General features: G+C 66.7%; 21 protein-coding genes. 7 read left to right on the top strand and 14 right to left on the bottom strand.

Going from position 1 to position 25,270, the window contains the following annotated elements:
- Positions 1–45 precede the first annotated feature (45 nt).
- From GJ698_RS10485 to GJ698_RS10460, 6 genes are all read right to left on the bottom strand, one after another.
- Positions 46–3,150: an efflux RND transporter permease subunit gene (locus GJ698_RS10485; protein WP_154357555.1), complete on the bottom strand. Its 3,105-nt coding sequence runs from the start codon at positions 3,148–3,150 to the stop codon at positions 46–48.
- 14 nt (positions 3,151–3,164) lie between these two features.
- Positions 3,165–4,334: an efflux RND transporter periplasmic adaptor subunit gene (locus tag GJ698_RS10480; protein ID WP_154357554.1), complete on the bottom strand. Its 1,170-nt coding sequence runs from the start codon at positions 4,332–4,334 to the stop codon at positions 3,165–3,167.
- Positions 4,327–5,547 carry a TolC family protein gene (locus GJ698_RS10475; protein WP_154357553.1) on the bottom strand — a complete coding sequence of 407 codons (1,221 nt, stop codon included), beginning with the start codon at positions 5,545–5,547 and terminating at the stop codon, positions 4,327–4,329. Before GJ698_RS10475 ends, GJ698_RS10480 begins: the two co-directional genes overlap by 8 nt.
- 68 nt (positions 5,548–5,615) lie before the next feature.
- Positions 5,616–5,963, bottom strand: coding sequence for a cation efflux protein, CzcI family (gene czcI / locus GJ698_RS10470; RefSeq protein ID WP_371865229.1), 348 nt, complete (start codon positions 5,961–5,963; stop codon positions 5,616–5,618).
- Positions 5,964–5,998: 35 nt separating this feature from the next.
- On the bottom strand, positions 5,999–8,155 hold the full coding sequence (locus GJ698_RS10465; protein ID WP_154357551.1) for a xanthine dehydrogenase family protein molybdopterin-binding subunit: 2,157 nt from the start codon (positions 8,153–8,155) through the stop codon (positions 5,999–6,001).
- Positions 8,156–8,157: 2 nt separating this feature from the next.
- On the bottom strand, positions 8,158–8,628 hold the full coding sequence (locus GJ698_RS10460; protein WP_154357550.1) for a (2Fe-2S)-binding protein: 471 nt from the start codon (positions 8,626–8,628) through the stop codon (positions 8,158–8,160).
- Between the two features lie 226 nt (positions 8,629–8,854).
- On the opposite strand from GJ698_RS10460, the gene GJ698_RS10455 reads away from it, so the two are divergent.
- Complete coding sequence (locus GJ698_RS10455; protein ID WP_154357549.1) at positions 8,855–10,801, top strand: phosphatase PAP2 family protein; 1,947 nt, start codon at positions 8,855–8,857, stop codon at positions 10,799–10,801.
- A 20-nt stretch (positions 10,802–10,821) separates the two neighbouring features.
- Here GJ698_RS10455 and GJ698_RS10450 read toward each other — a convergent pair whose 3' ends face one another.
- The 3 genes from GJ698_RS10450 to GJ698_RS10440 are packed head-to-tail and all read right to left on the bottom strand — an operon-like array spanning position 10,822 to position 13,654.
- Positions 10,822–11,178 (bottom strand): c-type cytochrome, encoded by a 357-nt coding sequence (locus tag GJ698_RS10450; RefSeq protein WP_154357548.1) that lies wholly within the window; start codon positions 11,176–11,178, stop codon positions 10,822–10,824.
- Entirely contained in the window at positions 11,171–12,937 is a 1,767-nt protein-coding gene (locus GJ698_RS10445; protein WP_154357547.1) for a GMC family oxidoreductase, read from the bottom strand. The genes GJ698_RS10450 and GJ698_RS10445 overlap by 8 nt, the downstream gene beginning before the upstream one ends.
- A 9-nt stretch (positions 12,938–12,946) precedes the next feature.
- Positions 12,947–13,654, bottom strand: coding sequence for a gluconate 2-dehydrogenase subunit 3 family protein (locus GJ698_RS10440; protein ID WP_154357546.1), 708 nt, complete (start codon positions 13,652–13,654; stop codon positions 12,947–12,949).
- A 192-nt stretch (positions 13,655–13,846) separates the two neighbouring features.
- Here GJ698_RS10440 and GJ698_RS31265 point away from each other — a divergent pair, with 192 nt between their 5' ends.
- The 3 genes from GJ698_RS31265 (at position 13,847) to GJ698_RS10425 (ending at position 17,454) form a co-directional block, all read left to right on the top strand.
- Positions 13,847–15,436 carry a methyl-accepting chemotaxis protein gene (locus tag GJ698_RS31265; protein ID WP_154357545.1) on the top strand — a complete coding sequence of 530 codons (1,590 nt, stop codon included), beginning with the start codon at positions 13,847–13,849 and terminating at the stop codon, positions 15,434–15,436.
- A gap of 103 nt (positions 15,437–15,539) precedes the next feature.
- Positions 15,540–16,544 carry a YeiH family protein gene (locus GJ698_RS10430; RefSeq protein WP_154357544.1) on the top strand — a complete coding sequence of 335 codons (1,005 nt, stop codon included), beginning with the start codon at positions 15,540–15,542 and terminating at the stop codon, positions 16,542–16,544.
- A 10-nt stretch (positions 16,545–16,554) separates the two neighbouring features.
- Complete coding sequence (locus GJ698_RS10425) at positions 16,555–17,454, top strand: LysR family transcriptional regulator (RefSeq protein WP_154357543.1); 900 nt, start codon at positions 16,555–16,557, stop codon at positions 17,452–17,454.
- On the opposite strand, the gene grxC is transcribed toward GJ698_RS10425, so the two are convergent.
- Positions 17,422–17,676, bottom strand: a complete 255-nt coding sequence (gene grxC / locus GJ698_RS10420) for a glutaredoxin 3 (RefSeq protein WP_154357542.1) — start codon at positions 17,674–17,676, stop codon at positions 17,422–17,424. The two genes, GJ698_RS10425 and grxC, sit on opposite strands and share 33 nt — an antisense overlap.
- Before the next feature lie 130 nt (positions 17,677–17,806).
- On the opposite strand from grxC, the gene GJ698_RS10415 reads away from it, so the two are divergent.
- Positions 17,807–18,391: a hypothetical protein gene (locus tag GJ698_RS10415; RefSeq protein WP_154357541.1), complete on the top strand. Its 585-nt coding sequence runs from the start codon at positions 17,807–17,809 to the stop codon at positions 18,389–18,391.
- On the opposite strand, the gene GJ698_RS10410 is transcribed toward GJ698_RS10415, so the two are convergent.
- Complete coding sequence (locus GJ698_RS10410; protein ID WP_154357540.1) at positions 18,379–19,338, bottom strand: GlxA family transcriptional regulator; 960 nt, start codon at positions 19,336–19,338, stop codon at positions 18,379–18,381. The two genes, GJ698_RS10415 and GJ698_RS10410, sit on opposite strands and share 13 nt — an antisense overlap.
- Before the next feature lie 158 nt (positions 19,339–19,496).
- Between GJ698_RS10410 and GJ698_RS10405 the strand changes: the two genes are divergently transcribed.
- Both GJ698_RS10405 and GJ698_RS10400 read left to right on the top strand, forming a co-directional pair.
- A complete protein-coding gene (locus GJ698_RS10405; protein ID WP_154357539.1) occupies positions 19,497–20,261 on the top strand; it encodes an SDR family oxidoreductase in 765 nt (254 codons plus the stop codon).
- A gap of 3 nt (positions 20,262–20,264) precedes the next feature.
- A complete protein-coding gene (locus GJ698_RS10400) occupies positions 20,265–21,401 on the top strand; it encodes an MFS transporter (RefSeq protein ID WP_154357538.1) in 1,137 nt (378 codons plus the stop codon).
- A gap of 88 nt (positions 21,402–21,489) precedes the next feature.
- On the opposite strand, the gene GJ698_RS10395 is transcribed toward GJ698_RS10400, so the two are convergent.
- The 3 genes from GJ698_RS10395 to GJ698_RS10385 form a co-directional block, all read right to left on the bottom strand.
- Entirely contained in the window at positions 21,490–22,749 is a 1,260-nt protein-coding gene (locus tag GJ698_RS10395; RefSeq protein WP_229259921.1) for a c-type cytochrome, read from the bottom strand.
- On the bottom strand, positions 22,746–23,855 hold the full coding sequence (locus tag GJ698_RS31500; protein ID WP_443090114.1) for a GMC family oxidoreductase: 1,110 nt from the start codon (positions 23,853–23,855) through the stop codon (positions 22,746–22,748). Before GJ698_RS31500 ends, GJ698_RS10395 begins: the two co-directional genes overlap by 4 nt.
- Positions 23,856–24,532: 677 nt before the next feature.
- A complete protein-coding gene (locus GJ698_RS10385; RefSeq protein ID WP_371865227.1) occupies positions 24,533–25,207 on the bottom strand; it encodes a gluconate 2-dehydrogenase subunit 3 family protein in 675 nt (224 codons plus the stop codon).
- Positions 25,208–25,270: the final 63 nt, after the last annotated feature.

Here is a 25,270-nt window from a genome sequence, read left to right as displayed (position 1 = left end):
CCCCGTACGGGGTCAGACCCCTAAGTGGTAACGCTGATGTCGAAGCTAAAGCTTGCGGGGTAGATGTATGCGACGGTAGAGCAGCGGCAACACCAACAACGTCAACGCAGTAGACGACAGTATTCCCCCAATCACCACCGTGGCCAGGGGACGCTGTACTTCGGCGCCGGTTCCGGTGGCAATCGCCATGGGGATAAAACCCAGCGACGCCACCAGCGCCGTCATCATCACCGGCCGCAAGCGCTCCAACGCGCCTTCCCGGATCGCCTGCTCCACGCTACGCCCCTCCTCCCGCAACTTGCGAATGGCAGCAATCAGCACCAGCCCATTCAACACCGCCACGCCAGACAAGGCGATAAATCCCACCGCCGCCGATATCGACAACGGTATGTCGCGCATCGCCAGCGCTCCCAGGCCGCCAGTCAACGCAAACGGTATCCCGCTGAACACCAGCAATCCATCTTTCAAATTGCCGAACATCGCAAACAGCAGCAGCATTACTAACGCCAGCGCCGCCGGCACCACAATCCGCAACCTCTGCGACGCCGATTGCAGCTGCTCGAACTGCCCTCCCCAGCTGGTCCAGTACCCAGCCGGAATCCGCACCTCCTGCAAGCGCCGTTCCGCCTCGGCGACAAACGATCCGATATCCCGCCCGCGCACATTGGCGCTGATGACCACTCGCCGCTTGCCGTTCTCGCGACTGACCTGATTCGGTCCCGGCGCAACGTTAAACGTCGCCACCTCGCCCAGCGGAATGAAATGCGCACCGCCAGGCAGCGGCAGCGGCAGGCGCCGCAACGCCGCCAGATCACCACGCAGCGCATCCGGCAAACGCACCACAATGTCGAAACGACGGTCGCCCTCGAACATGGTGCCGGCCTGCTGGCCGCCGATGGCCGTCGCCACCACCTGCTGCACGTCGCTGACGTTCAGGCCATAGCGCGCCGTCTGCGCGCGGTCAATGTCCACCGTCAGCACCGGCAGGCCGCTGGTCTGCTCCACCTTCACCTCCTGCGCGCCATCGACCTTGCCCAGCATGGCGGCGATACGTGCGGCGGTGGCGTCCAGCACCTCCGCATCGTCGCCGAACAGCTTCACCGCCACATCGCTGCGCACGCCCGATATCAGCTCGTTGAAGCGCAGCTGGATCGGCTGTGAGAACTCATACGCATTGCCGGGCAGTTGCGCCACGGTGGACTGAATCGCCGCCAGCAGCTGCGAGCGCGTCTTTTTCGGCTTGGGCCACTGCGCTTCCGGCTTGAGCATGATATAGCCGTCCGAGATATTCGGCGGCATCGGGTCGGAGGCGATTTCCGCCGTGCCGGTGCGCGCGAACACGCGTTCGATCTCGGGGAACTTGCGCATCAACGTCAGCTCGATCTGCTGCTGCATCGCCACCGACTGCGTCAGACTGGTGCCGGGGATGCGCAAGGCCTGCATGGCGATGTCGCCTTCGTTCAGCGATGGTACGAATTCGCTGCCCATGCGCGTCGCCAGCAGCAACGACAGCGCCACCGCGATGCCGGCAAAGCTCAATACCACCGGTGCGTTGCCCAGCGCGCGTTCCAGCAGCCAGCCATACCAGCGCTGCATGCGATGCGCCGGCTTCTCCACCACCTTGTCGCCGATGAAGAGCGCCACGGCGGCGGGGATGAAGGTGATCGACAGGATCATGGCGCCGGCCAGCGCCATCACCACCGTCAACGCCATTGGGTGGAACATGCGCCCTTCGACGCCGGTCAGCGCGAAGATCGGCAGGTAGACCACCATGATGATCAACTGCCCGAACAACAGCGGCCGGCGCGATTCCTGCGCCGCCGCGAATACGGTCTCGAATCTTTCGGCACGCGTCAGCACGCGGCCTTGCAGCGCCTGTGTATGCGCCAGCCGCCGTACGCAGCTTTCGACAATGACCACCGCACCGTCGACGATGATGCCGAAGTCCAGCGCGCCAAGACTGAGCAGATTGGCACTGACCTGGTACGCCACCATGCCGCTGAAGGTGAACAGCATGGCCAGCGGGATCACCATGGCGGTGATCAGCGCCGCGCGCAGGTTTCCAAGGAAGACGAACAGCACGGCGATGACCAGCACCGCGCCTTCCAGCAGGTTGCGCTTGACGGTGCCGATGGCCTTATCCACCAGCGCCGTGCGGTCGTAGACAGTGACCGCCACCACGCCCGGCGGCAGGCTGCGGTTGATGACGGCCATCTGCTTGTCCACTGCCTGCGCCACGGCGCGGCTGTTCTGGCCAATCAGCATGAAGACGGTGCCCAGCACCACCTCGCGGCCATTCTCTGTGGCGGCGCCGGTACGCAGCTCGCGGCCGATGTCCACTTCGGCGACGTCGCGCACGCGCACCGGCACGCCGTCCACGCTGCGCAGCACGATGTTGCGGATGTCGTCCAGCGAACGGACCTGGCCCGGCGCGCGCACCAGCAGCTGTTCGCCGCGCTTTTCGATGTAGCCGGCGCCGGCATTGCCGTTATTGCGTCCCAGCGCCAGCGCCACGTCCTGCAAGGTCAGACGGTAGGTCGCCAGCCGCTGCGGCTGCGGCGCCACGTGGTATTCCTTGGCGTAGCCGCCGATGGCGTTGATCTCGGTGACGCCGGCCACGTTGCGCAGTTGCGGCTTGACGATCCAGTCCTGAATCTCGCGCAGATCGGTCGGCGTGTAGGCGGTGCCGTCGGCCTTCTTCGCGTCGGGCCGTGCTTCCACTGTCCACAGGTAGATTTCACCGAGGCCGCTGGACACTGGCCCCATGGCCGGCGTGATCCCGTCCGGCAGTTGCGCGCGCGCCTGTTGCAGCCGTTCGCTGACCAGCTGGCGCGCGAAGTAGATGTCGGTGCCGTCCTTGAACACCACGGTCACCTGCGACAGGCCGTAGCGCGACAGCGAACGCGTTTGCTCCAGGCACGGCAGACCGGCCAGCGCCGTCTCCAGCGGATAGGTGATGCGCTGCTCGGTCTCCAGCGGTGAGTAGCCCGGCGCCGCCGTGTTGATCTGCACCTGGACGTTGGTGATGTCGGGCACAGCGTCGATCGGCAGCTTCTGGTAACTGTAGACGCCCAGCGCGGCCATGGCGGCCACCAGCAGCATGACCAGCCAGCGCTGCGCGATGGCGTAGCGGATGATACGTTCAAACATGGTGGTCTCCCGTATCAGTGTTCATGCTCGGCGCTGTCCTTGCCCAGTTCCGCCTTCAGCACGTAGCTGTTGGCGGCGGCGTAGGATGTGCCGGCGGACAGGCCGTGCAGGATCTCGGTCAGCTTAACATCGCTGCGGCCCGGCGTTACCGGCCGTACCTCGAAGCCGGCTGCGGTGCGCACGAAGATGGCGGGCTTGCCGTCTACCGTTTGCAGCGCGTCGGCTTGCACCGTGACGGCGGCGGTGCTCAGGCCGGACTGCACGTCGACGTTGACGAACAGGCCGGGACGCCAGGCGCGTTCCGGGTTGGCCAGCGCCACGCGGGCGGTGGCGGTGCGGGTTTGCTCGCCGAGCAGCGCGCCGACGTAAGTGATTTTCCCGCTGGCCTGCGCCGCGAAGGCGGCGGCGCGGACGATGACGGTTTCGCCGACACGCACACGGTTCAGGTCTTGCGGCGGCACGGCGAAGTCGGCCCACACGGTGGACAGGTCGGAGATGGTGAAGACGTTGGCGTCTTCCTTGATTGCCTCGCCCAATGCCAGGTGTTTTTCCATCACCACGCCGGCGAACGGCGCGCGCAGTTCCAGCTGGTTGAGCTGCTTGCCGGCTGCCGCGCCGGCGCCCAGCACGCTGAGTTTTTGCTGGGCGTTGTGCACGGCGATGTCGGCTTCGCTCATTGCCTGCTTGGCTTGCAGGTAGTCCTGTTCGGCGGAGATTTTGTCCTGCCACAGTTTATGCTCGCGTTCCAGCGTGGTGCGGGCCAGCGTCAGCCGGCGCTGCGCGGACAGCAGTTCGCTGCGCTGTTCGGACAAAGCGCTGCTGGCCAGTACCGCCAGCAGTTGGCCGCGCTGGACGGTCTGGCCCAGTTCCGCGTGCACGGCGACCACCACGCCGGCCAGCTTGGGCACCACGTGGGCGGTGCGGTCGTCGTTGAAGCGGATTTCGCCGGGCAGCGTCAGGATGGTGCTGATCTGCGCCGGCGCGGCGGTCGCCAGCACGATGCCGGCAGACTGGATCTGCGCGGCGTTCAGCCTGATGGCCTCCGGCGCGCCGGCGGCGGGCGCTGCAGCGGCTGATACGTCGTCGTTGTGCGCGTCGTCGGCGCGCGGTTTTAGGATGAGGGCCGCCAGCAGCAGCGCGACGGCGGCCATGGCGGTGATGGTGATGGTCTGCTTCTTATTCATGCTCTGCTCCGAGAAGGCGCGTGATGGCCGCCTGCGCGCGATGCGCGTCGGCCAAGGTGGTGAGGTAGTGGGACTGCGCCTGCAACAGCGTGCGCTGCGCATCCAGCACGTCGAGGAAGCCGAACTTGCCGTAGTCGAAACCGGTGTTGGCCGCCTCGTAGGCGCTTTGCGCACCGGGCAGAATTTCTTCCCTCAGCGCCAGCGCCTGCGCGCGCGCCGCCCCATACTCCTCGCGCACGGCCACCAGCTCGGCCTCCAGCCGCGCCGCCGTCGCCGCCACGCCATCGCGCGCCTGGTCGACGCCGCGGACAGCCGCCAGCACTGCGCCCTGATTGCGGTCGAACAGCGGCAACGGCAGCGACACGCCGATCACCGCCTGCGTGCGTCCCAGCTCCTCCGAACGCTTGCTGCCCACCGTCAGCGCCACATCCGGCACGCGACGCGACAACTCCACCTGCGTCAACGCCTGCCGCCGCGCCAGTTCGGCGCGCGCCACCTGCATGGCCGGCGCCTGCGCCAGCAAGCCGCGCTGCGCCGCCAGCGACGGCAGCTCGGGCAGCGCGGCGATCTCGCCCGCGACCTGCTCGAACCGTGGCGACGGATTACCCCACAAGCCTGCCAAGCGCACGCGCGCCGTCGCCAACGCACTGCGCGCACGTATCAGCTCCAGCCCGACCGTGGATGCGGCCACCTGCGCGCGCGTCTGCTCCACCGGCGACACCTTGCCGGCCACCACGCGCCGGCCAGTCGCCGCCGCCGCACGCTGCGCCAGTTCGGCTGCCTGTTGCGCCAGACGTAACTGCTCCTGCGCCGCCAGCACAACGAACCACGCCGCCGCCGTCTCCGCGCGCACCTCGGCGCGGCGTTGCAGCAGCCACGCGGCCGTACCTTCACGACCACGCTGCGCGGCCTGCACGCGCGCTGCACGCTTGCCGCCCAGCTCCAGCGGCTGGCTTAACTGCAAAGTGGTTTCACGCGTATCGCGCCGCGTATCGACGCGCTCCAGGGACAGGGAAGGATTGGGCAACAGGCCGGCCTGCTGCACCGCGCCGTCCTCCGCCAGCAACGCATGACGGGCCGCCGCCAGGTCGGCGTTGCCATCATCGGCCAGCGCCAGCGCCGCCAACAACGTCAGCGGCGCCGACGGCTCCTCAACGGCCTGCGCATAGGCAGGCCATGCCGCTAACCATAGCGGCAAAACAAATTTGAACATCGAATTCTCCGATTAACAGGACAGGAATTCGACGAGACGTGAAGGGAAAAAGCTCAGGCCTCGCCGCGTCAGGCGACGAAGGACCAGTTGGGCCGTGGCGGCCCGTCAGCGATATAGGAGTGGTAGTGCAGCGCGCCCGGCGGCGCATAGATGGCGACCGGCGCCGCCGTCAGCACCGCATCGGCGCCCGGCAGCGAAGCCTGCACCGCGTGATGACAGACCTCGCAATCGCCATGCAGCTTGCCCGGCTTGCTCTTGCCGGCATCGTCATCACCGGCCTGCGCCTGGTGTTGATGGCCATGGTGGCCGAAGTGCGTGGTCTTGCTGGACTCGTGCTGGCAATAGACGGCCGCCACCGACCAGGAATACTGGATCGGCAGAATGGTCAGCAGCAGGATGAGCAATAGCTTTTTCACCAGACTATTGTAGCAGCCCGCCGCCAGCCATGCTTTTACGCCTTCTTCAACAGCTCCGCGCGCAGCGGCAGTTCGCGCACGCGCACGCCGGTGGCGGCAAACACCGCGTTGGTCAGCGCCGCGCCAACACCGGCCGTCCCCGGCTCGCCGATGCCGCCCGGCGCTTCGCTGCTCGGCACCAGCACCACGTCGATCTGCGGCGCCTGGTTCAGGCGCAGGATCGGGTAGTCGTGGAAGTTGCTCTGCTCAACGCGGCCATCCTTCAGCGTGATGACGCCGAACAGTCCCGCCGTCAGGCCGAAGTTGATGCCGCTCTGGATCTGCGCCGCCACCGTGTCCGGATTGACCACCTGGCCGCAATCGACCGCGCACACCACGCGCTTGACGGTCACTTCGCCGTCATCGCTGACCGCCACGTCGACCACCTGCGCCAGATAGGTTCCCCACGATCGCATCAGGGCGATGCCGCGTCCGGAACGAGGCGGCAGCGGCGTGCCCCAGCCGGCCCGCTCGGCCGCCACCTTCAGCACCTGCGCCGCGCGCGGCTGCTTGTCCAGCAGCGACAGGCGATAGGCCAGCGGATCCTGCCCCACCTTCAGCGCCAGTTCGTCCATGAAGCTTTCCAGCACCGTCATGTTGCGGGTCGGGCCGACGCCGCGCCAGAACGCGGTCGGCACCGGGCCGTCCTCCTGCGTGTACTCGCTGCGCATGTTCGGGATATCGTAGGAGAACACGTCCGAGCCTTCGACGTTGTCGATATCCAGGCCGTCCTTCAGCCAGCCCGGCGCGAACGCCGCCAGGTTCGACGGCCCGGCGATCTTGTGCGAGAACGCCAGCGGCTTGCCATCCTTGCCCAGCGACGCCGATACCGAATGCGCATACATCCCGCGCAGCAGGCAATGCTGGATGTCTTCCTCGCGGCTCCACACCAGCTTGACCGGCGACTTGATCTGCTTGGCCACCGCTGCCGCCTGCACCACGTAGTCGGTGTACAGGCGCCGGCCGAAACCGCCGCCGATGTAGTGGTTGTGCAGCGTGACCTTCTCCGGCGCCAGGCCCAGCACCTTGGCGGCGTCGTCGCGCGCGCGGGCCGGCACCTGCGAACCGGTCCAGATCTCGGCCGTGCCGTCGCCCTTGACGTGCACGGTGCAGTTCATCGGCTCCATGGTGGCATGCGCCAGCATCGGATTGACGTACAGCGCCTCGACGCGCTGGCTGTCGGCCGCTAGCGCCTTCAGGGCGTCGCCGTCGTTGCGGGCGATGTGGCCGGGCTTTTGCAGCGCCGCCACCATCAGCTTGCGCACGTCGTCGGTGCCCAGCTTGGCGTACTGGCCCTCGTCCCACTTGATGTCCAGCGCGGCCAGGCCCTGCTTGGCGTACCAGTAGTTGTCCGCCACCACCGCCACCGCGTTATCCAGCTTGACGATCTGGCGCACGCCGCGCAGCTTGCGCGCCTTGGCGTCGTTGACCGATTTGAGCTTGCCGCCGATGACCGGGCTGGCCGCCACCACCGCCACCTTCATGCCCTTCACCTGCGCGTCGATGCCGAACATCGCGCTGCCGTCGGTCTTGCCCTTGGCGTCCAGGCGCTTGGCCGGCTGGCCGACCAGCTTGAAATCCTTGGGCTGCTTGAGCGCGATCTTTTCCGGCGCCGGCAGCTTGGCTGCAGCCGCCACCAGCTGGCCGTACTTGACGCGGCGGCCGCTGGCCGCGTGCACCACTTCACCGCGCTCGGCGCGGCAGCTGTCCGGCGCTACCTTCCAGGCGTATGCCGCGGCCTGCACCAGCACCATGCGCGCGGCGGCGCCGGTCTGGCGCATCGGTTCGTACAGCAGGCGGATGGTCAGCGAGCCGCCGGTGAACTGGTCGCCGAACGGTGCGCCATACAGCTTGGCGTCGGGCGGCGCGTGGCGCACCTCGATCTGGTTCATATCGACTTCCAGTTCCTCGGCGATCAGCATCGGCACCGAGGTGTAGGTGCCCTGGCCCATTTCCACTTTCGGCATGGTCAGCACGATGCGGTCGTCGGGACTGATGGCGATGAAGGCGTTCAGTTCAGCCGGCGCGCTGGCCGCTGCCGCCGCCATGCCCTGGCCGGGCCAAAAGCCGACCATCAAACCGCCGCCCGCAGCGGCGGCCACCTTGAGGAAACTGCGGCGCGACACCGCGCCTGGTGCGTAGGGAGTGTTCATGCTCAGGCTCCCTTCAGCAGCGGCGAGGCGGCGGCATCCTTGATCGCCGCGCGGATGCGGCTGTAGGTGCCACAGCGGCAGATATTGCCGGACATGGCGTCGTCGATCTCGGCGTCAGTGGGCTGGTGGTTCTTGGCCAGCAGCGCGCAGGCCGACATGATCTGCCCGGACTGACAGTAGCCGCACTGCACCACCTCCACCTTCAGCCACGCGGCCTGCGTCGCCTTGCCGGCCGGCGTGGCGCCGATGCCCTCGATGGTGGTGACATGCTTGCCGGCCACCGCCGATACCGGCAGCACGCAGGAGCGCGTGGCCTCGCCGTCGATGTGCACGGTGCAGGCGCCGCATAGCGCCATGCCGCATCCGAACTTGGTGCCGGTCATGTGCGCCTCATCGCGCAGCACCCACAGCAGCGGCATGTCGCCAGGCACGTCGAACGCGCGCGGCTTGCCGTTAATTGTCAGCTTGATCATCGAAGGCTCCCTGGTCAAAACCCCACTATAGCCACGTATGTACGCCAGGTGACATTAGACTTTGGAGATACAGAAACAACCAAAAGTTGTAAATCGACCGCCGCTATAACTTTTTGCACTGCGGGGATAATATTTTTCGCTGGAAGCGATCCCATGCGCGGCACGTAACAGGCACGTCATATCCGCTCATTACCCTGTGGCCTTTTTCCAACTACGGACCCTTGCCATGTACATGCTTCCCGCCCGCCCCCTGATTCTGGCCCTGAGCATCGCCGCCGCCCTGAGCGCCTGCGGCGGTTCCGACCAAGACCAACCATTGGTGATCCCGGCAGCGCCGGCCGACCAGGGCGCGGCTGAAACCGTGGCCGTGCCGTCGGCCACCGCGTTTGTCGACACCGTCGCCACCAACCAGCGCGGCGACGCCCGCTACGCCACGCTCGACACCAACGCCGGCGTGCGCATCCTGGGCGGCTTCCTGTCGATCTGGAAACCGCTGACGCAGATCGTCGACGCCGGCGTCACCGCACCGGCGGTGGACAGCTTCCCGGCCGTCGTCACCTCGACCTGGACCGGCGTGCCGGGCGACGGCACGCCGGACGGCACCGTGCTGAACGCCGCCGTCCACCAGGCCAATATCGACTACGTGGTGAAAGCCACCGCCAGCCGCACCGCCGACCAGGCCGTGCAAGCCTACCTCGACGACCGCCGCGGCAAGGGCTACAGCATCACCGACGGCATGGGCCCATTGGCCAGCGCCTGGCGCGCCGCCGCCCAGCAGACCACCACCATCACCAGCGTGGCGGCCGACGCCACCACCGTGCTGTACAACGACGGCGGCAACAACACCGGGGTCGGCGGCACGGCCAACGCCAGCTTCGGCAGTGTAGTCGACCTGGTCAATCTGGTCGGCAACAACGCTTCGACCGAGCCGGCCAAGCGCTTCTACAAATATGCCCGCCCGTTCCGCTGGAGCAGCAGCGTGCAGCTGCTGCCGGCGCTGGTCCCGGCCAAGAGCACCACGCCGGCCACCGACGGCGGCTACACCAGCGGCCACACGGCCGAAGCCGTGCGCGACGCCGTCGCCATGGCCTACGCCGTGCCGGAACGCTATCAGGAAATGTTGAGCCGCGGCCTGGAACTGGGCGAGATGCGCATCCTGGCCGGCATGCACTCGCCGCTGGACGTGGTCAGCGGCCGCATGCTGGGCATCGCCAGCGCCGCCGCCAACCTGGCCGATCCGGCCAACGCCGCCAAGAAAGCCGCCGCCGTGACCCAGGCGCACAGCGCGCTGATGGCCGCCACCAGCACCACCGCCGACACCTTCGCCGCCTACGCGCAATCGGGCACGGCGGCCAACGATCGCTTCGCCGACTACGCCACCAACAAGGCCAACTACCTGCGCCGCAGCACCTTCGGCTTCGCGCAGATCGCCGCCACCAACGCCGCCGCCACCGTGCCGAAAGGCGCCGAAGTGCTGCTGGAAACGCGCCAGCCCTACCTCAGCGACGCCCAGCGCCGCGTGGTGCTGAAAACCACCGCGCTGGCCTCCGGCTACCCGGTGATGGACGATGCTGAAGGCTGGGGCCGCCTGAACCTGTTCGCGGCGGCCGACGGCTATGCCTCGTTCAGCGGCAACGTCACCATCGTCATGGACGCCAGCAAGGGCGGCTTCAATGCCGTGGATCGCTGGCGCAACGACATCAGCGGCGCGGGCAAGCTGGTCAAGCAAGGCACGGGCACGCTGAAGCTGGCCGGCGCCAATAGCTGGACCGGCGGCACCGAGCTGACCGCCGGCGCGCTGCAGGGCGACTCGGTGGCCGCGTTCGGCAAGGGGGATGTGTACGTGAGCGGCGGCACGCTGGTGGCCAACGCGCCGGCTGCGCTGCAACTGGCCAAGTACACCCAGCTGTCCGGCAGCACCACGCTGGAACTGGACCTGGGCGGCGCTGCCGCCGGCAGCCAGGGCAGCGTGACCGTGACCGGCACCGCCACCCTGGCCGGCGGTACGCTGCACGTGAAATTCGCCAACGGCTACAAGCCGAAGGCGGGCGACGTGCTGACCGTGATCACGGCCGGCAACCTGCAGGGCAAGTTCACCACCATCACGGTGGACGGCTTCAGCACCGTGACGCCAAACTACGGCGCCACCACGCTGACCCTGACGCTGGGCTAAGCCCCCAGCGGGCGCAAGGGCTACTTGGTCGCCGTGACCAGGTAGCCCACCAGCGCCTTCAGCGCGGCCTCGTCGGTGAGGCCGGAAAACGGCATGCGGGTGTTGGGCACCAGCGCCTGCGGATTGCGCAGGAACTCGGCCAGGTTCTTTTCATCCCAGACGATGCCGCTGCGCTTCATCGGCCCGGAAAAACGGAAGCCCTCGACCGTGCCGGCGGTGCTGCCCAGCAGGCCGTGCAGCGCCGGCCCGACGCCGTTCTCACCGGCCTGCAGCGAGTGGCAGGCCACGCACTGCTCGAAAGTCTTCTTGCCCAGGTCCTGGGCGCCGGCGCCGGCAGCAGCCAGACACAGCAGCCCGGTGGTCAGTAGATTACGCATGGATCAGTTTCCCCGGTTGCTTGACGTAGACGTTCTTGATGATGTCGGCCGCCATGTAGGCGATCGCCGCCACCGGACCGGTGGGGTTGTAAGCCGAATTGTGCGGGAACAGCGACGCGCCCATGATGAACAGGTTGTCGACCTGCCACACCTGCCCATACTTGTTGGTCACCGAATTGCCCGGATGGGTGCCCATGATGGTGCCGCCCGTGTTGTGGGTGCTCTGGTAGGGCACGCTGCTCCACGACTGGCGCGCGCTGGCCTTGCTCAGGTGGGTCGGATTGAGCGCGGCGGCGATGCGGTTGATAACGTCGGCCGAGTGCGCCGAAATCTTGCGCTCGTTGTCCTGGTAGTCAAAGGTCATGCGCATCAGCGGCGAACCGAAGCGGTTGCGGTAGGTCGGATCCAGATCGAGGTAATTGCCGCGGAACGGCATTACGGTGCCGGTGGCGGTGATGTTCATGCTGCGGTCGTACCACTTGGCGGTTTCCTGCTTCCAGGCGCTGCCCCAGGCCGGCGTGCCGGCCGGCGTCGGATGCCACTGGATCGGCCGGCCGCCGTACATGGCGGTGCCCACCGTCGAGCCGCCGACAAAGCCGAACGGCGCGCGGTCGAAATCCCAGTTGCCGTGGAAGTCGTCCATGATGGCGCCGATGCCGGCGGTCGCCATGTACGGATGGAAGTGCTTGTCCTCGAAGAACAGCATGGCCGCGCTGCCGGTCTGGTAACAGTAGTTCTTGCCCAGCAGGCCCTTGCCCGACACCGGATCGTAGATTTCGCCGATGCCCGACAACATCATCAGGTGCACATTGTTCAGACCGAAGGCGCACAGCACCACCAGCTTGGCCGGCTGGAAGCATTCCTCGCCGGTGACGGTGTTGGTATAGGTGACGCCGGTGGCCTTCTTGCCGGAGGCGTCGCGCTCGACCCTGGTCACCCACGCATAGGTGCGCAGCTCGAAGGTGCTCTGACGCAGCGCCGCCGGAATCACCGTCATCTGCGCGCCGCCCTTGGCGTTGGCTTCGCAGCCGAAGCGCTCGCAGTGGCCGCAGTACTGGCACTCGCCGAACTTGACGCCGTCCGGATTGGTGTACGGCACCGAGGCGTTGGCGGTGGGACGCGGGAACGGGTGGTAGCCCATCTTGCCGGCCGCCTCGGCGAACAGGTCGCCGGCATAGCCGTACACCAGCGGCGGCATCGGATACTCGTTGCGGCGCGGCGCCTCGAACACATTGCCGCCAACGATCTTGCGGCCCTGCACGTTGCCGGCCTTGGCCGAGATGCCGGCCACCTTCTCGAACTTGTCGTAGTACGGCTCCAGCTCGGCGTAGGTGATGCCCCAGTCCTGGATGGTCATGTCGGCCGGGATGTACTGCTTGCCGTACTTGGCCTCGTACTTGCTGCGGATCTGGAAATCGTTGTCGTTCCAGCGCCAGGTGTGGCCGTTCCAGTGCGTGCTGGCGCCGCCGACGCCGGTGCCCATCAGGTAGGAGCCGAGGCGACGGTACGGCAGCGCGGTCTCGGCGCTCTTGTTGCGCACGGTTTCGGTGTTGTCGGTGGTGTTGACCATCATCGACATGCGCTGGCCCACGGCCAGCTCATCGCGCATGCGCGGCACGCTGAAATCGTCGGCCGTGTGCGGGCCACCGCGTTCCAGGCACACCACCGTCATGCCGGCTTCGGAAAACTCCTTGCCCAGGATGCCGCCGGTCCAGCCGCCGCCGACCAGCACCACATCCACTTCCTTGTAAGTCTTCATGCGTGCTCCTTAGCTGAGGTCGGCAATGCCTGCCGGTTCGGGACGGTAGGGCTTGTTGGCGTACTTGACGATGTTGACCTTGTTGGCCGTGTTCACGCCGGGATAGCCGACCAGCTTCCAGCCCTGCTTGTCCTGGTTGCCGCCGTAAATCGGATCGGCAAACATCGCTTCATAGAACATCTGCAGCAGCTGGGCGAAATACGTGGCCGACGGCACGCCGTTGGGCAGCGCCACCTTGCCGGACTGCAGATCCTTGAGCAGCGCTTCGCGCACATCGGCCGGCAGGCGGTCGAACGGCTTGCCGTGGGTGGCGCGGCAATAGTCGGCCACGCCCTCGGTGCCGGCGCGGAACAGTTGGGCCGGCGTCATGCCGAGCTGGTAGCCCTGGTTGGCGCTGCCCTGCTTGAACGGTCCCTGCAGGTAGAGCCGGTCGCCCTGGCCCCAGTTGCCGCCGAGCGCGCGGTCGTAGAACACGGCCAGCCCCAGCGTGACGCCGTCCGGCGTCAGGCCGTCGGCCGGACACATGTGGTTGACCAGCGCCTCGACAAACACCTGTTCGTCGGGCCGCAGCCATAGATAGCCGGCCGGCGCGGCGACGGGCGTCGGCGACGGTGCGGCCGTGGCGCTGGCAAGGGGAAGGCTGGCGGCGCTGGCGCCGGCGGCCAGGGAGCGCAACAGGAAGTCGCGCCGGGGATGCTGATCGCGGGTATCACTCATGGCAGGGCTCCGGATGATCACAGGGAAAACAGTCGATGCTACGACATTATTTCCACAAGGAAACCATCAAGAAGATTACAAATTGTATCAATGCCGATACAAAACTTTTACCACTAGTAGTGTTTCCACACGGAAAAACAATGATAACCTTGTTAGGATTGTGGACATTCGCGCGCGCGCACCAGGAACCCCATGAACTTCATGAAAAACGCCAACATCGGCAAAAAAATCACCCTCGTCTTCGGCATCGTGCTGGTGGTCTCCAGCCTGACTACCGGCGTCAGCCTGTGGCAGCTCGGCAAGATGCGGGCCTCCACCAAGGAACTGCTGGACATGTCGCTGACCAAGGAACGCCTGGTCAGCGACTGGTACCGCATCATCTTCGCCGGCGCCCGCCGCACGCTGGCCATCGCCCGCAGCAGCGACAACGGCCTGGTCGAATTCTTCGCGGCCGACTCCAACAAGGGCACCACCGAGGCCGGCGAGATCCTGAAAAAAGTCGGCGTGCTGCTGACCTCGGACAAGGAAACCGCGCTGCTCAAGGGCATCAGCGATGCGCGCGACATCTACAACGTGCACAAGGCCGCCATCACCAAGGCCAAGGCGGCCGGCGACAACGACACCGCCAGCGCCGTGCTCAACGATAAATTCATCGGCTCGGCCGACATCTACCAGCAGCGCCTGCGCGAGCTGGTGGCGTTCGAACGCGAACAGATCGACCAGAGCGCCGCCGAGATCGAACAGGCCGCCACCACGAGCCTGCGCCTGCAACTGACGCTGACCGTGCTGCTGGCCCTGGTGGTGGTGGTGTGCGGCATGGCGCTGAAAAGCAGCATCGTCGGCCCGCTGCACTACGCCATCGGCGTCGCCCGCCGCGTGGCCCAGGGCGACCTGACCGCCGACGTCCACAGCGATTCGCACGACGAGGCCGGCCAGCTGCTGGAAGCGCTGGGCGAGATGAACACCGCGCTGCGCAGCCTGATCAGCGACGTCATGCAGAGCGCCGGCACCATCACCAGCGCCGCCGGCGAAATCGCCCAGGGCAACGCCGACCTGTCGGGCCGTACCGAATCGCAGGCCGCCAGCATCGAGGAAACCGCCAGCGCCATGGAAGAGCTGACCTCGACGGTGGAACACAACGCCGACAACGCCGGCCAGGCCAACAAGCTGGCCCTGGGCGCCAGCACGCTGGCCAGCAAGGGCGGCACGGTGGTCGGCCAGGCGGTGGCCACCATGGCCGAGATCAAGCAGGGTTCGCAGCGCATTTCGGAAATCACCGCCATCATCGACGGCATCGCCTTCCAGACCAACATCCTGGCGCTGAACGCGGCGGTGGAAGCGGCGCGCGCCGGCGAACAGGGCCGCGGCTTCGCCGTGGTGGCCTCGGAAGTGCGCAACCTGGCCCAGCGCTCGGCGGCGGCGGCCAAGGAAATCAGCGTGCTGATCGGCGCATCGGTGGACCAGGTCAACGCCGGCAGCAAGCTGGTCGACGACGCCGGCGCCACCATGACCGACATCGTCGGCGCCATCAAGGAAGTGGCGCAGATCATGACCGAGATCACCGCCGCCACCCGCGAGCAGAGCGCCGGCCTGCACAACATCAACCAGGCCATCGCCGAAATGGACAACGCCACCCGCATGAACGCGGCCATGGTGGAGGAAGCCTCGGCTGCCGCGATGAGCATGCAGGACGAAGCGACGCGCCTGAACCAGGCCATCAGCGTGTTCCGCACCAACGACCAGGTGCGCGTGGCCGGCAAGCGCCAGCTGGCCTTGCGCTAAACATTCGATTTCATCGAACGAACTGTGCAGAACATATCAATGGACTGCACAGCATAGACGGTTTCATACTTTCCTTATTCGAAAATGTAATAAGGAGTATGAAATGGTCCGCAACATCCTGCCTGGTCTGCTGCTGTGCGCGGCGGTGACCGTCGTCGCCGCCGGCCTTGAACGCGCCGAGGCCGCACTGTTTGGCCGCGCCTGGCTGGAAAGCCTGGTGCTGGCAATCCTGCTTGGCACCACCCTGCGCACGCTGCTGCGCCTGCACCCGCGCTGGGACGCCGGCATCCACTTCAGCGCCAAGACCCTGCTGGAACTGGCGGTGCTGCTGCTGGGCACCTCGGTCAGCGCCGGCGCACTGCTGGCCAACGGCTGGCTGCTGCTGGCCGGCATCGCCGGCGTGGTGCTGCTGGCGATCGGCGCCAGCTACGCCATCGGCCGCCTGAGCGGGTTGCCGGCCAAGCTGGCGATCCTGATCGCCTGCGGCAATTCCATCTGCGGCAACTCGGCGATTGCCGCCGTCGCGCCCGTCATCGACGCCGACGGCCAGGACGTGGCCGCCTCGATTTCCTTCACCGCCGTGCTCGGCGTGCTGGTGGTGCTGACGCTGCCGCTGGCGATGCCCCTGCTGTCGCTGTCGGCCACGCAATACGGCGTGTTTGCCGGCCTGACCGTGTACGCCGTGCCGCAGGTGCTGGCCGCCACCAGCGCGGTGTCGCTGACCAGCGCCCACGTCGGCACCCTGGTCAAGCTGGTGCGGGTGCTGATGCTGGGACCGGTGGTGCTGCTGCTGTCGCTGTTCGGCCCGCGCGAGGAGGCCGTGCAGCGCCGCCGGCCGCAGCTGTCGCATCTGCTGCCGTGGTTCATCGTCGGCTTCCTGACGTTGATGGCGCTGCGCTCGTTCGACCTGCTGCCGCAAGCGCTGCTGGCGCCGGCACATGCGGCCTCCAGCGCGCTGACCGTGATGTCGATGGCGGCGCTGGGCCTGGGCGTGGATGCCCGCTCCGTGCTGCGCGCCGGCGGCCGGGTTACCATGGTGGTGGTGATGTCCCTGCTGGTGCTGTCGGCGATCAGCCTGGGCCTGATCCATTTTCTGCACATCACCTGAAGGAAACCGCATGACGCTGGAACAGCTGCGCATCTTTATCGCCGTCGCCGAACGCGAACACCTGACGCGCGCGGCCGACGCCCTGGCGCTGACGCCGTCGGCGGTCAGCGCCTCGCTGCGTGCGCTGGAGGAACGCTACGACACGCCGCTGTTCCACCGCATCGGACGCGGCATCCAGCTCAACGACGCCGGCCACCTGTTCCTGGCCGAGGCGCGCGCCACGCTGGCAGCGGCGCGCAACGCCGAACTGGCGCTGGCCGAGCTGGCCGGCCTGCAACGCGGCACGCTGGCGGTGCACGCCAGCCAGACCATCGCCAGCTACTGGCTGCCGCCATTGCTGCTGGCCTTCCACCGCCGCCATCCGCTGATCACGCTCAGCCTCACCATCGGCAACACCAGCAGCGTGGCGCAGGCGGTGCGCGACGGCCTGGCCGATCTGGGACTGGTGGAAGATGGCGTCGAGGCGCCGGAACTGGCGGCTACCGTGGTGGCGCAGGACCGGCTGGTGGCGGTGGTGGCGCCGTCGCATCCGTGGGCCGACGGCCGCGCGGTCGATGCGGAGGCGTTGCGCGCGGCAGACTGGATCTTGCGCGAACCGGGCTCCGGCACGCGCTCGGCGTTTGAAACGCGGCTGGCCGCGCTTGGCATCGCGCCGGCGCAGCTGCGGGTGGCGCTGGCGCTGCCGTCCAACGAGGCGGTGCGCAGCGCCGCCATGGCCGGCCCCTACGCCACGGTGGTGTCGGAACTGGTGGTGGCGCCGCACCTCCAGGCCGGGCTGCTGTGCCGGGTCAACCTCGACCTGCCGCCGCGTCCGTTCTCACTGCTGCAACATCGCCAGCGTTTGCCCAGCCGCGCGGCGCTGGCGCTGGCACAGATGCTAGCCAGCCAGGGCGGCGTCGAAGCCGCCTGAGCGGTCCAGCTTGACCAGATCGTCATAGCCTCCGATGTGGCGCGTGCCGAAGAAAATCTGCGGCACGGTGCGGCGGCCGCTGCGCGCCATCATCTCCTGCAAGGCTTGCGGATCGCTGCCGGCGTCGATTTCGGTCACGGCCACGCCCTTGCCGGCCAGCAGCCGCTTGGCCATGGTGCAGTAGCCGCAGACGGGGGTGGTATAAATGGTCACTTGGGTCATGATGTCCTCCTGATTGATGTGTGCAGTATGCGCCAGGAGGACACGGCGGAACATGCTCGCAAGGCGCAGGATTTTGCTTATTCGTCGCAACCGGTATGATGGGCACATTCGTTCACCTGCCGACCACGCCATGAACCAAGCCGAACTCGATCTCTTCAACGACAAGCTCGACGCCCACGCGCGCGAGGTGGAACGCTTTCATGGCGAAGTGGCCAATGTCACGCGGCAGATCGCCAACTGCGACAAGCTGGTGCGGCTGGCCAACGCCGGCCTGAGCCAGATCGACGGTCGCATCGCCGATGCCGTGCAGCTGAACGCCGAAGCCCAACAGGCCGCCACCAGCGCCGCCGCCGAAGCCAGCGCGGCCGCCACCACCGCCACGCAGGCGGCCGTGGCGCAGATGGTGGCCAGCATCGGCGACGCCACCGACGCCGCGCGCAAGACCAGCCTGTCGCTGAACCTGCTGCAATTCAAGACCGGCAGCTGGATCGCCATCTACACGGTGCTGGTGCTGCTGTGCTGTCTGGCTACCGGCTGGCTCACCAGTTGGGCGCTGCGCGGCCAGGCGCTGACGCCGGAGCAGGCCCATTACATCGAACTGGGCAGGGCGCACGAAGCGCTGCTGGCCAATGCCAGTGACAAGGAACTCAAGCAGCTCAACGCCATCCGCAGCCGGACGCCGGTCAAAGCCAAGCCGGCAGCTCAGGACAAATAAACGTGCTCGTTGCGCAGCCGCGCCTGCTGCACCAGCATCTTGGGCGACTGGCCGAAGGCGCGCAGGAAGGCGCGCCGCAAACGCTCCTCGTCGCCGAAGCCGGTCAGCTCGGCGATGCGCGCCACCGAGGAGTGGCCCTGGTCGATCAATTCCTGCGCCGCCTCCACCCGTAGTTTCTCGATCGCCTTGGCCGGCGCCATGCCGGTCTGGGCCTGGAACATGCGGCTGAAATGGCGCGGACTCCAGTGCACCTGCGCGGCCAGTTCCTCGACGCCGAGCTCCTTGCGCAGATTGTCGCGCGCGTACAGCAGCGCTTCCTTCACGCGGTCCGAGCTGGGCTCGATCTCGGCCAGCGCGGAAAACTGCGACTGGCCGCCGGTGCGGCGGTGATACACCACCATGGCGCGCGCCACCTTGCGCGCGATCTCGACGCCGAGGTCGCCCTCGACCATGGCCAGCGCCATGTCGATGCAGGCGGTAACGCCGGCCGACGACCACACCGCGCCATCCTTGACGAAAATCTTGTCCTCATCCACCGCCAGCCCGGGATGCAGCTCCTGCAGGCGGCGGCCGAAAGCCCAGTGGGTGGTGACGCGCTTGCCTTCCATCAGGCCAGCGCCGGCCAGGATGAAGGCGCCGGTGCAGATGCTGGCGATGCGGCGCGTGGCGCCGGCCGACGCGCTCAGCGCGGCCGCCAGTTCCGGCTGCGGCGCGGGCAGATGGGTGGCGCCGGCCACCAGCAGCGTGTCATAGCCGCCCCAGCCGACCGGCTGGCTGTCCAGCGCCACGCCGCTGGAACTTTTCACCGGACCGCCCGTCAGCGACAGCGTGGCCAGTTCGTACAGCGGCGCCGGCAGCAGCGTGTTGGCGAACTCGAAGACGGTCAGCACCGCCATGTCCAGGGCCTGGAAACCGGGGTAGATCACCAGCCCGATGCGCTTGCTCATGATGACATCCAAAAATAAAGATAAACCTCATTTTAAGCCATATTTTTAGATTTTCCACGTTTCAATGATGTCCTGAATTGCGTGAATTACGTCACCCATGCCATTTCAATGAGGTCCAGAATGGTCTTCATCAACTCACTCAACGGAAAGGCAACATCATGAAAACCAGCGGCAATACGATCTTCATCACCGGCGGCGCATCGGGCATCGGCCGTGGCATCGCGGAAGCATTCCACCGTCTCGGCAATCAGGTCATCATCAGCGGCCGCCGCAAGGCGCTGCTGGACGAGGTGACCGCCGCCAATCCCGGCATGCGCAGCATCGAGCTCGACATCCAGAACCCGGCGCAGATCGAAGCGGCCGCCGCCCAGCTGACGCGCGACTTCCCGACGCTGAACGTGCTGTTCAACAATGCCGGCATCATGCCGTTCGACGACGCCGCCGGCGCCATCGACGACGCCACCGCGCTGGCCACCGTCACCACCAACTTCCTCGGCCCGGTGCGCATGACATCGGCGCTGCTGCCGCACCTCAAGCAGCAAAAGGACGCGGTGGTGATCCACAATTCGTCGGTGCTGGCCTTCATCCCGCTGGCCAGCACGGCGGTGTACTCGGCCACCAAGGCGGCGATCCACTCGTATGCGCTGTCGCAGCGCTTCATGCTGGCCGACAGTGGCGTGCGCGTGGTGGAAATCGCCCCGCCATGGGTGGACACCGACCTGATCTACAAGAGCGGCGACCAGCGCGCCATGCCGTTGCCGGCCTTCGTGGAAGAAACCATGAAGGGCCTGGCCGCCGGCAAGGATGAAGTCTACGTCGATGGCATCCAGGCGCTGCGCGACAATCCCGGCTCGGGCGAGCACGGGCTGGTGAACGGCTTCAACCAGCAGATGCGCGACAACCCGATTCCTGTCGGTCACTAAGCGATGGACGCCATCTCACGGCCGGCCGCGCTGGCGCTGCGTTCGCTGAGCCTGGCCTACTTCGTGCAAGCCACCGGCGCGCTGTCGGTGGTGGGCAGCCTGGCGGCGATCGCCGGCGAATGGGGCCTGAGCGAAACGCAGGCGGCGTTGCTGATTACCGTGTTCGGCGTCACCTTCGCGGTCAGCGCGCCGCTGTTGCAGGTGGCGCTGGGGCATCTGCCGCGCCGGCGCCAGGTGCTGGCCGGCCTGTCGGTGTTCAGTGTGGCGGCGCTGCTGTTCGCGCTGGCGCCGGGTTACGGCACGCTGCTGTCGGCGCGGGTGGTGATGGGACTGGGCGCGGCGCTGATCGGCCCGGTGCTGGGCGCACTGGCGGCCGGCCTGGTCGAGCAGAAGCAGCAGGGCAGCGCGATCGCCACCGTGCTGCTGGGCCTCAGTCTGGCCGGCTTGGTCGGCATGCCGCTGGCGGCCTGGGTGGCTGCCGCCTGGGGTGCGCGGCAGCTGTTCCTGCTGATCGGCGTGGCGGCGGCCGGCGCCGCGCTGCTGATCCGCGCCACCGTGCCGGCGCAGCCCGGCGGCCAGGCCATCACGCTGGTCACGCTGTGGCGCGTGCTGACCGACGCCGTACTGCTGCCGGCGTTCCTGGTGGTGTTCTTCATCGCCGCCGGCGTGTATGCGACGTATGCCTTCATCGCCCCCATCATCCGCGACGTGTTCCATGGCGGCGCGCACCTGGTGTCGGCGGGGCTGGCGGTGCTGGGCGTGGCGGGTGTACTGGGCAACCTGTTCGTGGTGCGGGCGGCGCGGCGCTACAGCGCCAACGCCATGCTGCTGGCCGGCATGGCGCTGCTGGCGGCCGACCTGCTGCTGTTGATGTTCAGTCCGCACAACATGGCGGTGCTGTTCACGGCGCTGCTGTTCTGGGCGTTTGCCACCGACATCGTCTGGCCATCGCAGCAGCGCCGCATCGTCGAGCTGTCGGGCGAACTGCGCGGCGTGGCGCTGGCGCTGACCGCGTCGTTCGTCTTCTCCGGCATCGCGCTCGGCTCGGCGGCGGCCGGCCTGCTGTATGCGCACGGCTACGTCTACAACCTGCTCGGCTCGCTGCTATTCCTGCTGCTGGCCCGCATCAGCCTTAAATAACCCGGGGTCAGGTCCTTCATTTCTACACGAGCTCAACCTTACATGGTTGAGCTCGTGTAGAAATGAAGGACCTGACCCCGGAGTTTTCTTAATGCGCTTTGGCGCGGATCTTGGCGACGTCGCGTTCGGAAACGCTGTCGGCGCTGTTGGTCCAGCCCTGGCGCAGGAAGGTCGCCAGCGCGGCAGCTTCGGCGTCGCTGAGGCGGCGCGAGAAGCCTGGCATCACCAGGATCGACGGCGCCTTGTCGGTCGATGGCGTGCGCGCGCCGTGCAGGATCACGTTCACCAGCGCGGTCGGATTGTCGGCGTTGATCACGGTCGCGCCATCCAGCTCGGGGAACACGCGGCTGGCGCCCTTGCCGTTCACAAAGTGACAGGCTGCGCAATTGTCGAGGTACAGGCGTTCGCCCAGGCTCAGGTTGACGGCGGCGGTCAGCTTGCGCGCCGTTTCTTCCTTGCCTTGCGGCTTGACGGCAGGACCGAGCGGCGGCACCGGCGTCAGCGTCTTCAGGTAGGCCGCCACCGCTTGCAGATCGGCGTCCTGCAAGTGCGCGGTGCTGTGCTCGACCACGGCGGTCATCTCGCCCGCCACCGCCGAACCCTGGTTGCGGCCGGTTTGCAGGTAGTCGACGATCTGCGCTTCGCTCCAGCGCGGCAGGCCGCGCAGCGATGGCACAGGCCAGTCGTTCAGCTCGCCACCGGCCAGGAACTTGTCCTGCCCGCTGTTGCTGGCTTTCTCGTTCATGGCGAAGCCGCGCGGCGTGTGGCAGCTGGAGCAGTGACCCAGGCCTTCCACCAGATATGCGCCCTGCTTGACCTTGTCGCTCCAGCCGGCTTGCGCCACGAACGGCTTGGTGTCGGCGAAGAAGTAGTTCCACACGCCCATGCCCCAGCGCATATTGAACGGGAAGCTCATCTTGGTGGCCGGCGGATCGAAGCTCGACGCTTTCACGCCCGCCTGGAAGAACGCGTACAAGGCCTTGATGTCGGCATCGCTGACCTTGGCGTAGCTGGTGTACGGCATGGCCGGATACAGGTGCGTGCCATCGGCGCGCACGCCCTTGCGTACGGCGTCGGCGAATTGCTGCTCGGTGTAGGCGCCGATGCCGTGCTGCTTGTCCGGCGTGATGTTGCTCGAATAGATGATGCCGTGGCCGCTGTCGATGGCCAGGCCGCCGGCAAACGCCGGCTTGCCGGCCGCGCTGTGGCAGGCGATGCAGTCGCCGGCGCGCGCCAGGTATTCGCCGCGTTGTATCAGCGTTTGATCCGCTGCGGCGTGCGCCACATTGGCGGCGCCGGCCAGCGCCAGCACGGCCGTGGTGAGGAATTGCGTCAGTTTGTTCATCATACGTGCACCAGCGGGCCAGGGTTTTTCAGGTAGTGGTTCTTGATCGCTTCGGCCGCGAACAGCGTGATGGCGCCGATGGTTGCGGTCGGATTGGCCTGGAAGTTTTGCGGGAAGGCGTTACCGCCCGGTACGAACACGTTGTGCACGTCCCACGATTGCAGGTAGCGGTTCAGCGCCGAGTCGCGCGGCGAATCGCCCATGATGGCGCCGCCCACGTTGTGGGTCGACACGTACTTGGTGATGTCCCAGTGCGAATCGAGCGCCAGGAAGTTTTCGCTGATCGAATCCGGCCCCAGTTCCTTGGCGATGCCGAGCACGATGTCGCGCAGGTGGCGTTGCAGCTTGAGTTCGTTCTGGCGCCAGTCGAAGGTCATGCGCAGCAGCGGCTGGCCCCATGGATCCTTGTAGTTCGGGTCCAGGTCCAGATGGTGGCCGCGGTACGACATGCAGGTGGTGGTGATGCCGATTTTCATCGAGCGGCCATACCAGTCGACCATGCCTTCCTTCCAGCCCTTGCCCCAGCCTGGCGTGCCCTTCGGCAGCGAGGTGCCGATCGGCGCGCCGGTGGCCTGCGAGCTGTGGATCTTGGCGCCGCCGATGAAGCCCAGCGAAGCGCCGTCGAAATTGCCTGGCGAAATGTCGTTGAACATTTCACCGGTGGCGCCGGCGGTGGCGAACGGGTTGAAGTGCTTGTCCTTGAAGAACAAGGTGGCGTCGCCGTTGCTCAGGAAGGCGTAGTTGCGGCCGATGGTGCCGGTCTCGGTCAGCGGGTTGTACACCTGGCCGATGCCCGACAACAGCATCAGGCGCACGTTGGCGAACTGGAAGCTGGACAGGATGACGATGCCGGCCGGCTGGAACACTTCGCGCTTGTTCTCGTCGATGTAGGTGACGCCCTTGGCGGTCTTCTTGTCGTCGTGCAGGTCGACGCGGATGACGTTGGCGTTGGTGCGCATGCTGAAGTTCGGCATGCGCTTGACCACGTCCAGGATCGCCGTCTGCGGCGATGCCTTGGAGTAGTTCAGGCACGGGTACTTGGAGCAGTAGCCGCAGTAGTTGCACGGCGCCAGCTGCGCGCCGTACGGGTTGGTCCACGCCTGCGACACGTTGGCCGATGGATTCGGGAACGGGTGGTAGCCCATCTTCCTGGCGGTGGCGGCGAACAGCGAGCTATTGTAGGTGTCGTGCAGCGCCGGCAGCGGGTACGGGCTGGAACGCGGACCTTCGAACGGATCGCCGCCCGGCTGGATCACGCCCTTCAGGTTGCCGGTGGTGCCGGACAGGCCGCAGATCTTGTCGAACTTGTCGTAGAACGGCTCGATCTCATCCCAGGTGAACGGGAAGTCCTTGATGCGCATGTCCGGATCGAGGATGCCGCGCTTGTAGGCGTGGTCGGCGTAGGTCTTGAGCTTGATGTCGGTGGTGGTCGGGCGGATCAGCACGCCGGTCCAGTGCAGGCCGGAGCCGCCGACGCCGGTGCCGGGCGCGAAGGCGCCCCATTTGCGCGTTGGCAGCGCGGTTTCGGCGTCGTTGTAGCGCACCGTCAGCGCGGCGTCGCGCGGGGTGGCGAACACCTTGTTCTTGATCGCGTAGGCGTACTGGTCGGCCGGTTTCGGATAGGCGAAATCTTCCGGCGGACGGTCCGGGCCGCGTTCCAGCGCGCGCACTTTCAGGCCGGCCTGGGCCAGTTCGATGGCCATGATGGAGCCGGCCCAACCAAGGCCGACGATGACGACGTCTACTTCGTCGTTAGTAATGTTTGGCATTTTTAACTTTCTTCTTTTTAAGCACGCTTGCCGCTGACGCTGACCGGGCCCAGGGGATATTTCACGTTGTGCTGGTCGACCCATTCCGTGTACGCCGCGCGGGCGCCGGGGAAGCCGATCGCCACCCAGGCCTTCATGTCCTTGTTGCCGCCGTACATGGGGTCGGCCAGGTAGCCGTTCTTGGCGTCGCCCAGCATCTGGTTGAAGAACGACGAGGCTTTCAGGCCCGGCTCGCCCAGGTCGGCAAACACGATCTCGTTCTTTTGCAGCGCGGTCAGCAGGGCGTCCTTGTCGGCCGCCGCCAGCTGTTCGAACGGCTTGCCATGCTTCTGCTGCGCGACCTGCTGCGCCAGCTTGATGCCGGTGCGGTAGGCCTGCTGCGGCGTGAAGGTGCCCTGGAAGCCCAGCGTCGGCGCGGCATCGGCCTTATGCGGACCGGCCATGTAGACGTCGTCGCCCAGGCCGTTGTGCAGTTGCTGGTCGATGAACACCGGCACGTTGGTTTCCAGCGCGCCCGGACCGCGGCCCTCGGCCGGGATCAGGCGGTCGCAGGCCGCCAGGATGAATTGCCATTCTGGCGCCGTGAAGAACACCGGTTGGTACTGGCTGAGTTCGACGCCTTCGAGGCCGTCGGCGCGCGCCTGGCGCACCAGCGGAATCGACGCAAGGGGAACCGCCGCTGCGGTGGCCATGAGAATAGTCCGTCGCGAGGGACTGAATTTGCCTGTGGACATAGGTAGCGTATGTAGTGAGAG

Origin of the sequence: Duganella aquatilis (assembly GCF_009674565.1) — a bacterium.
In the GTDB taxonomy this organism is placed as follows: domain Bacteria; phylum Pseudomonadota; class Gammaproteobacteria; order Burkholderiales; family Burkholderiaceae_D; genus Rugamonas; species Rugamonas aquatilis.
The sequence above is the reverse complement of the archived record's forward strand: the minus strand, read 5'-3'. Positions and strand labels throughout refer to the sequence as shown.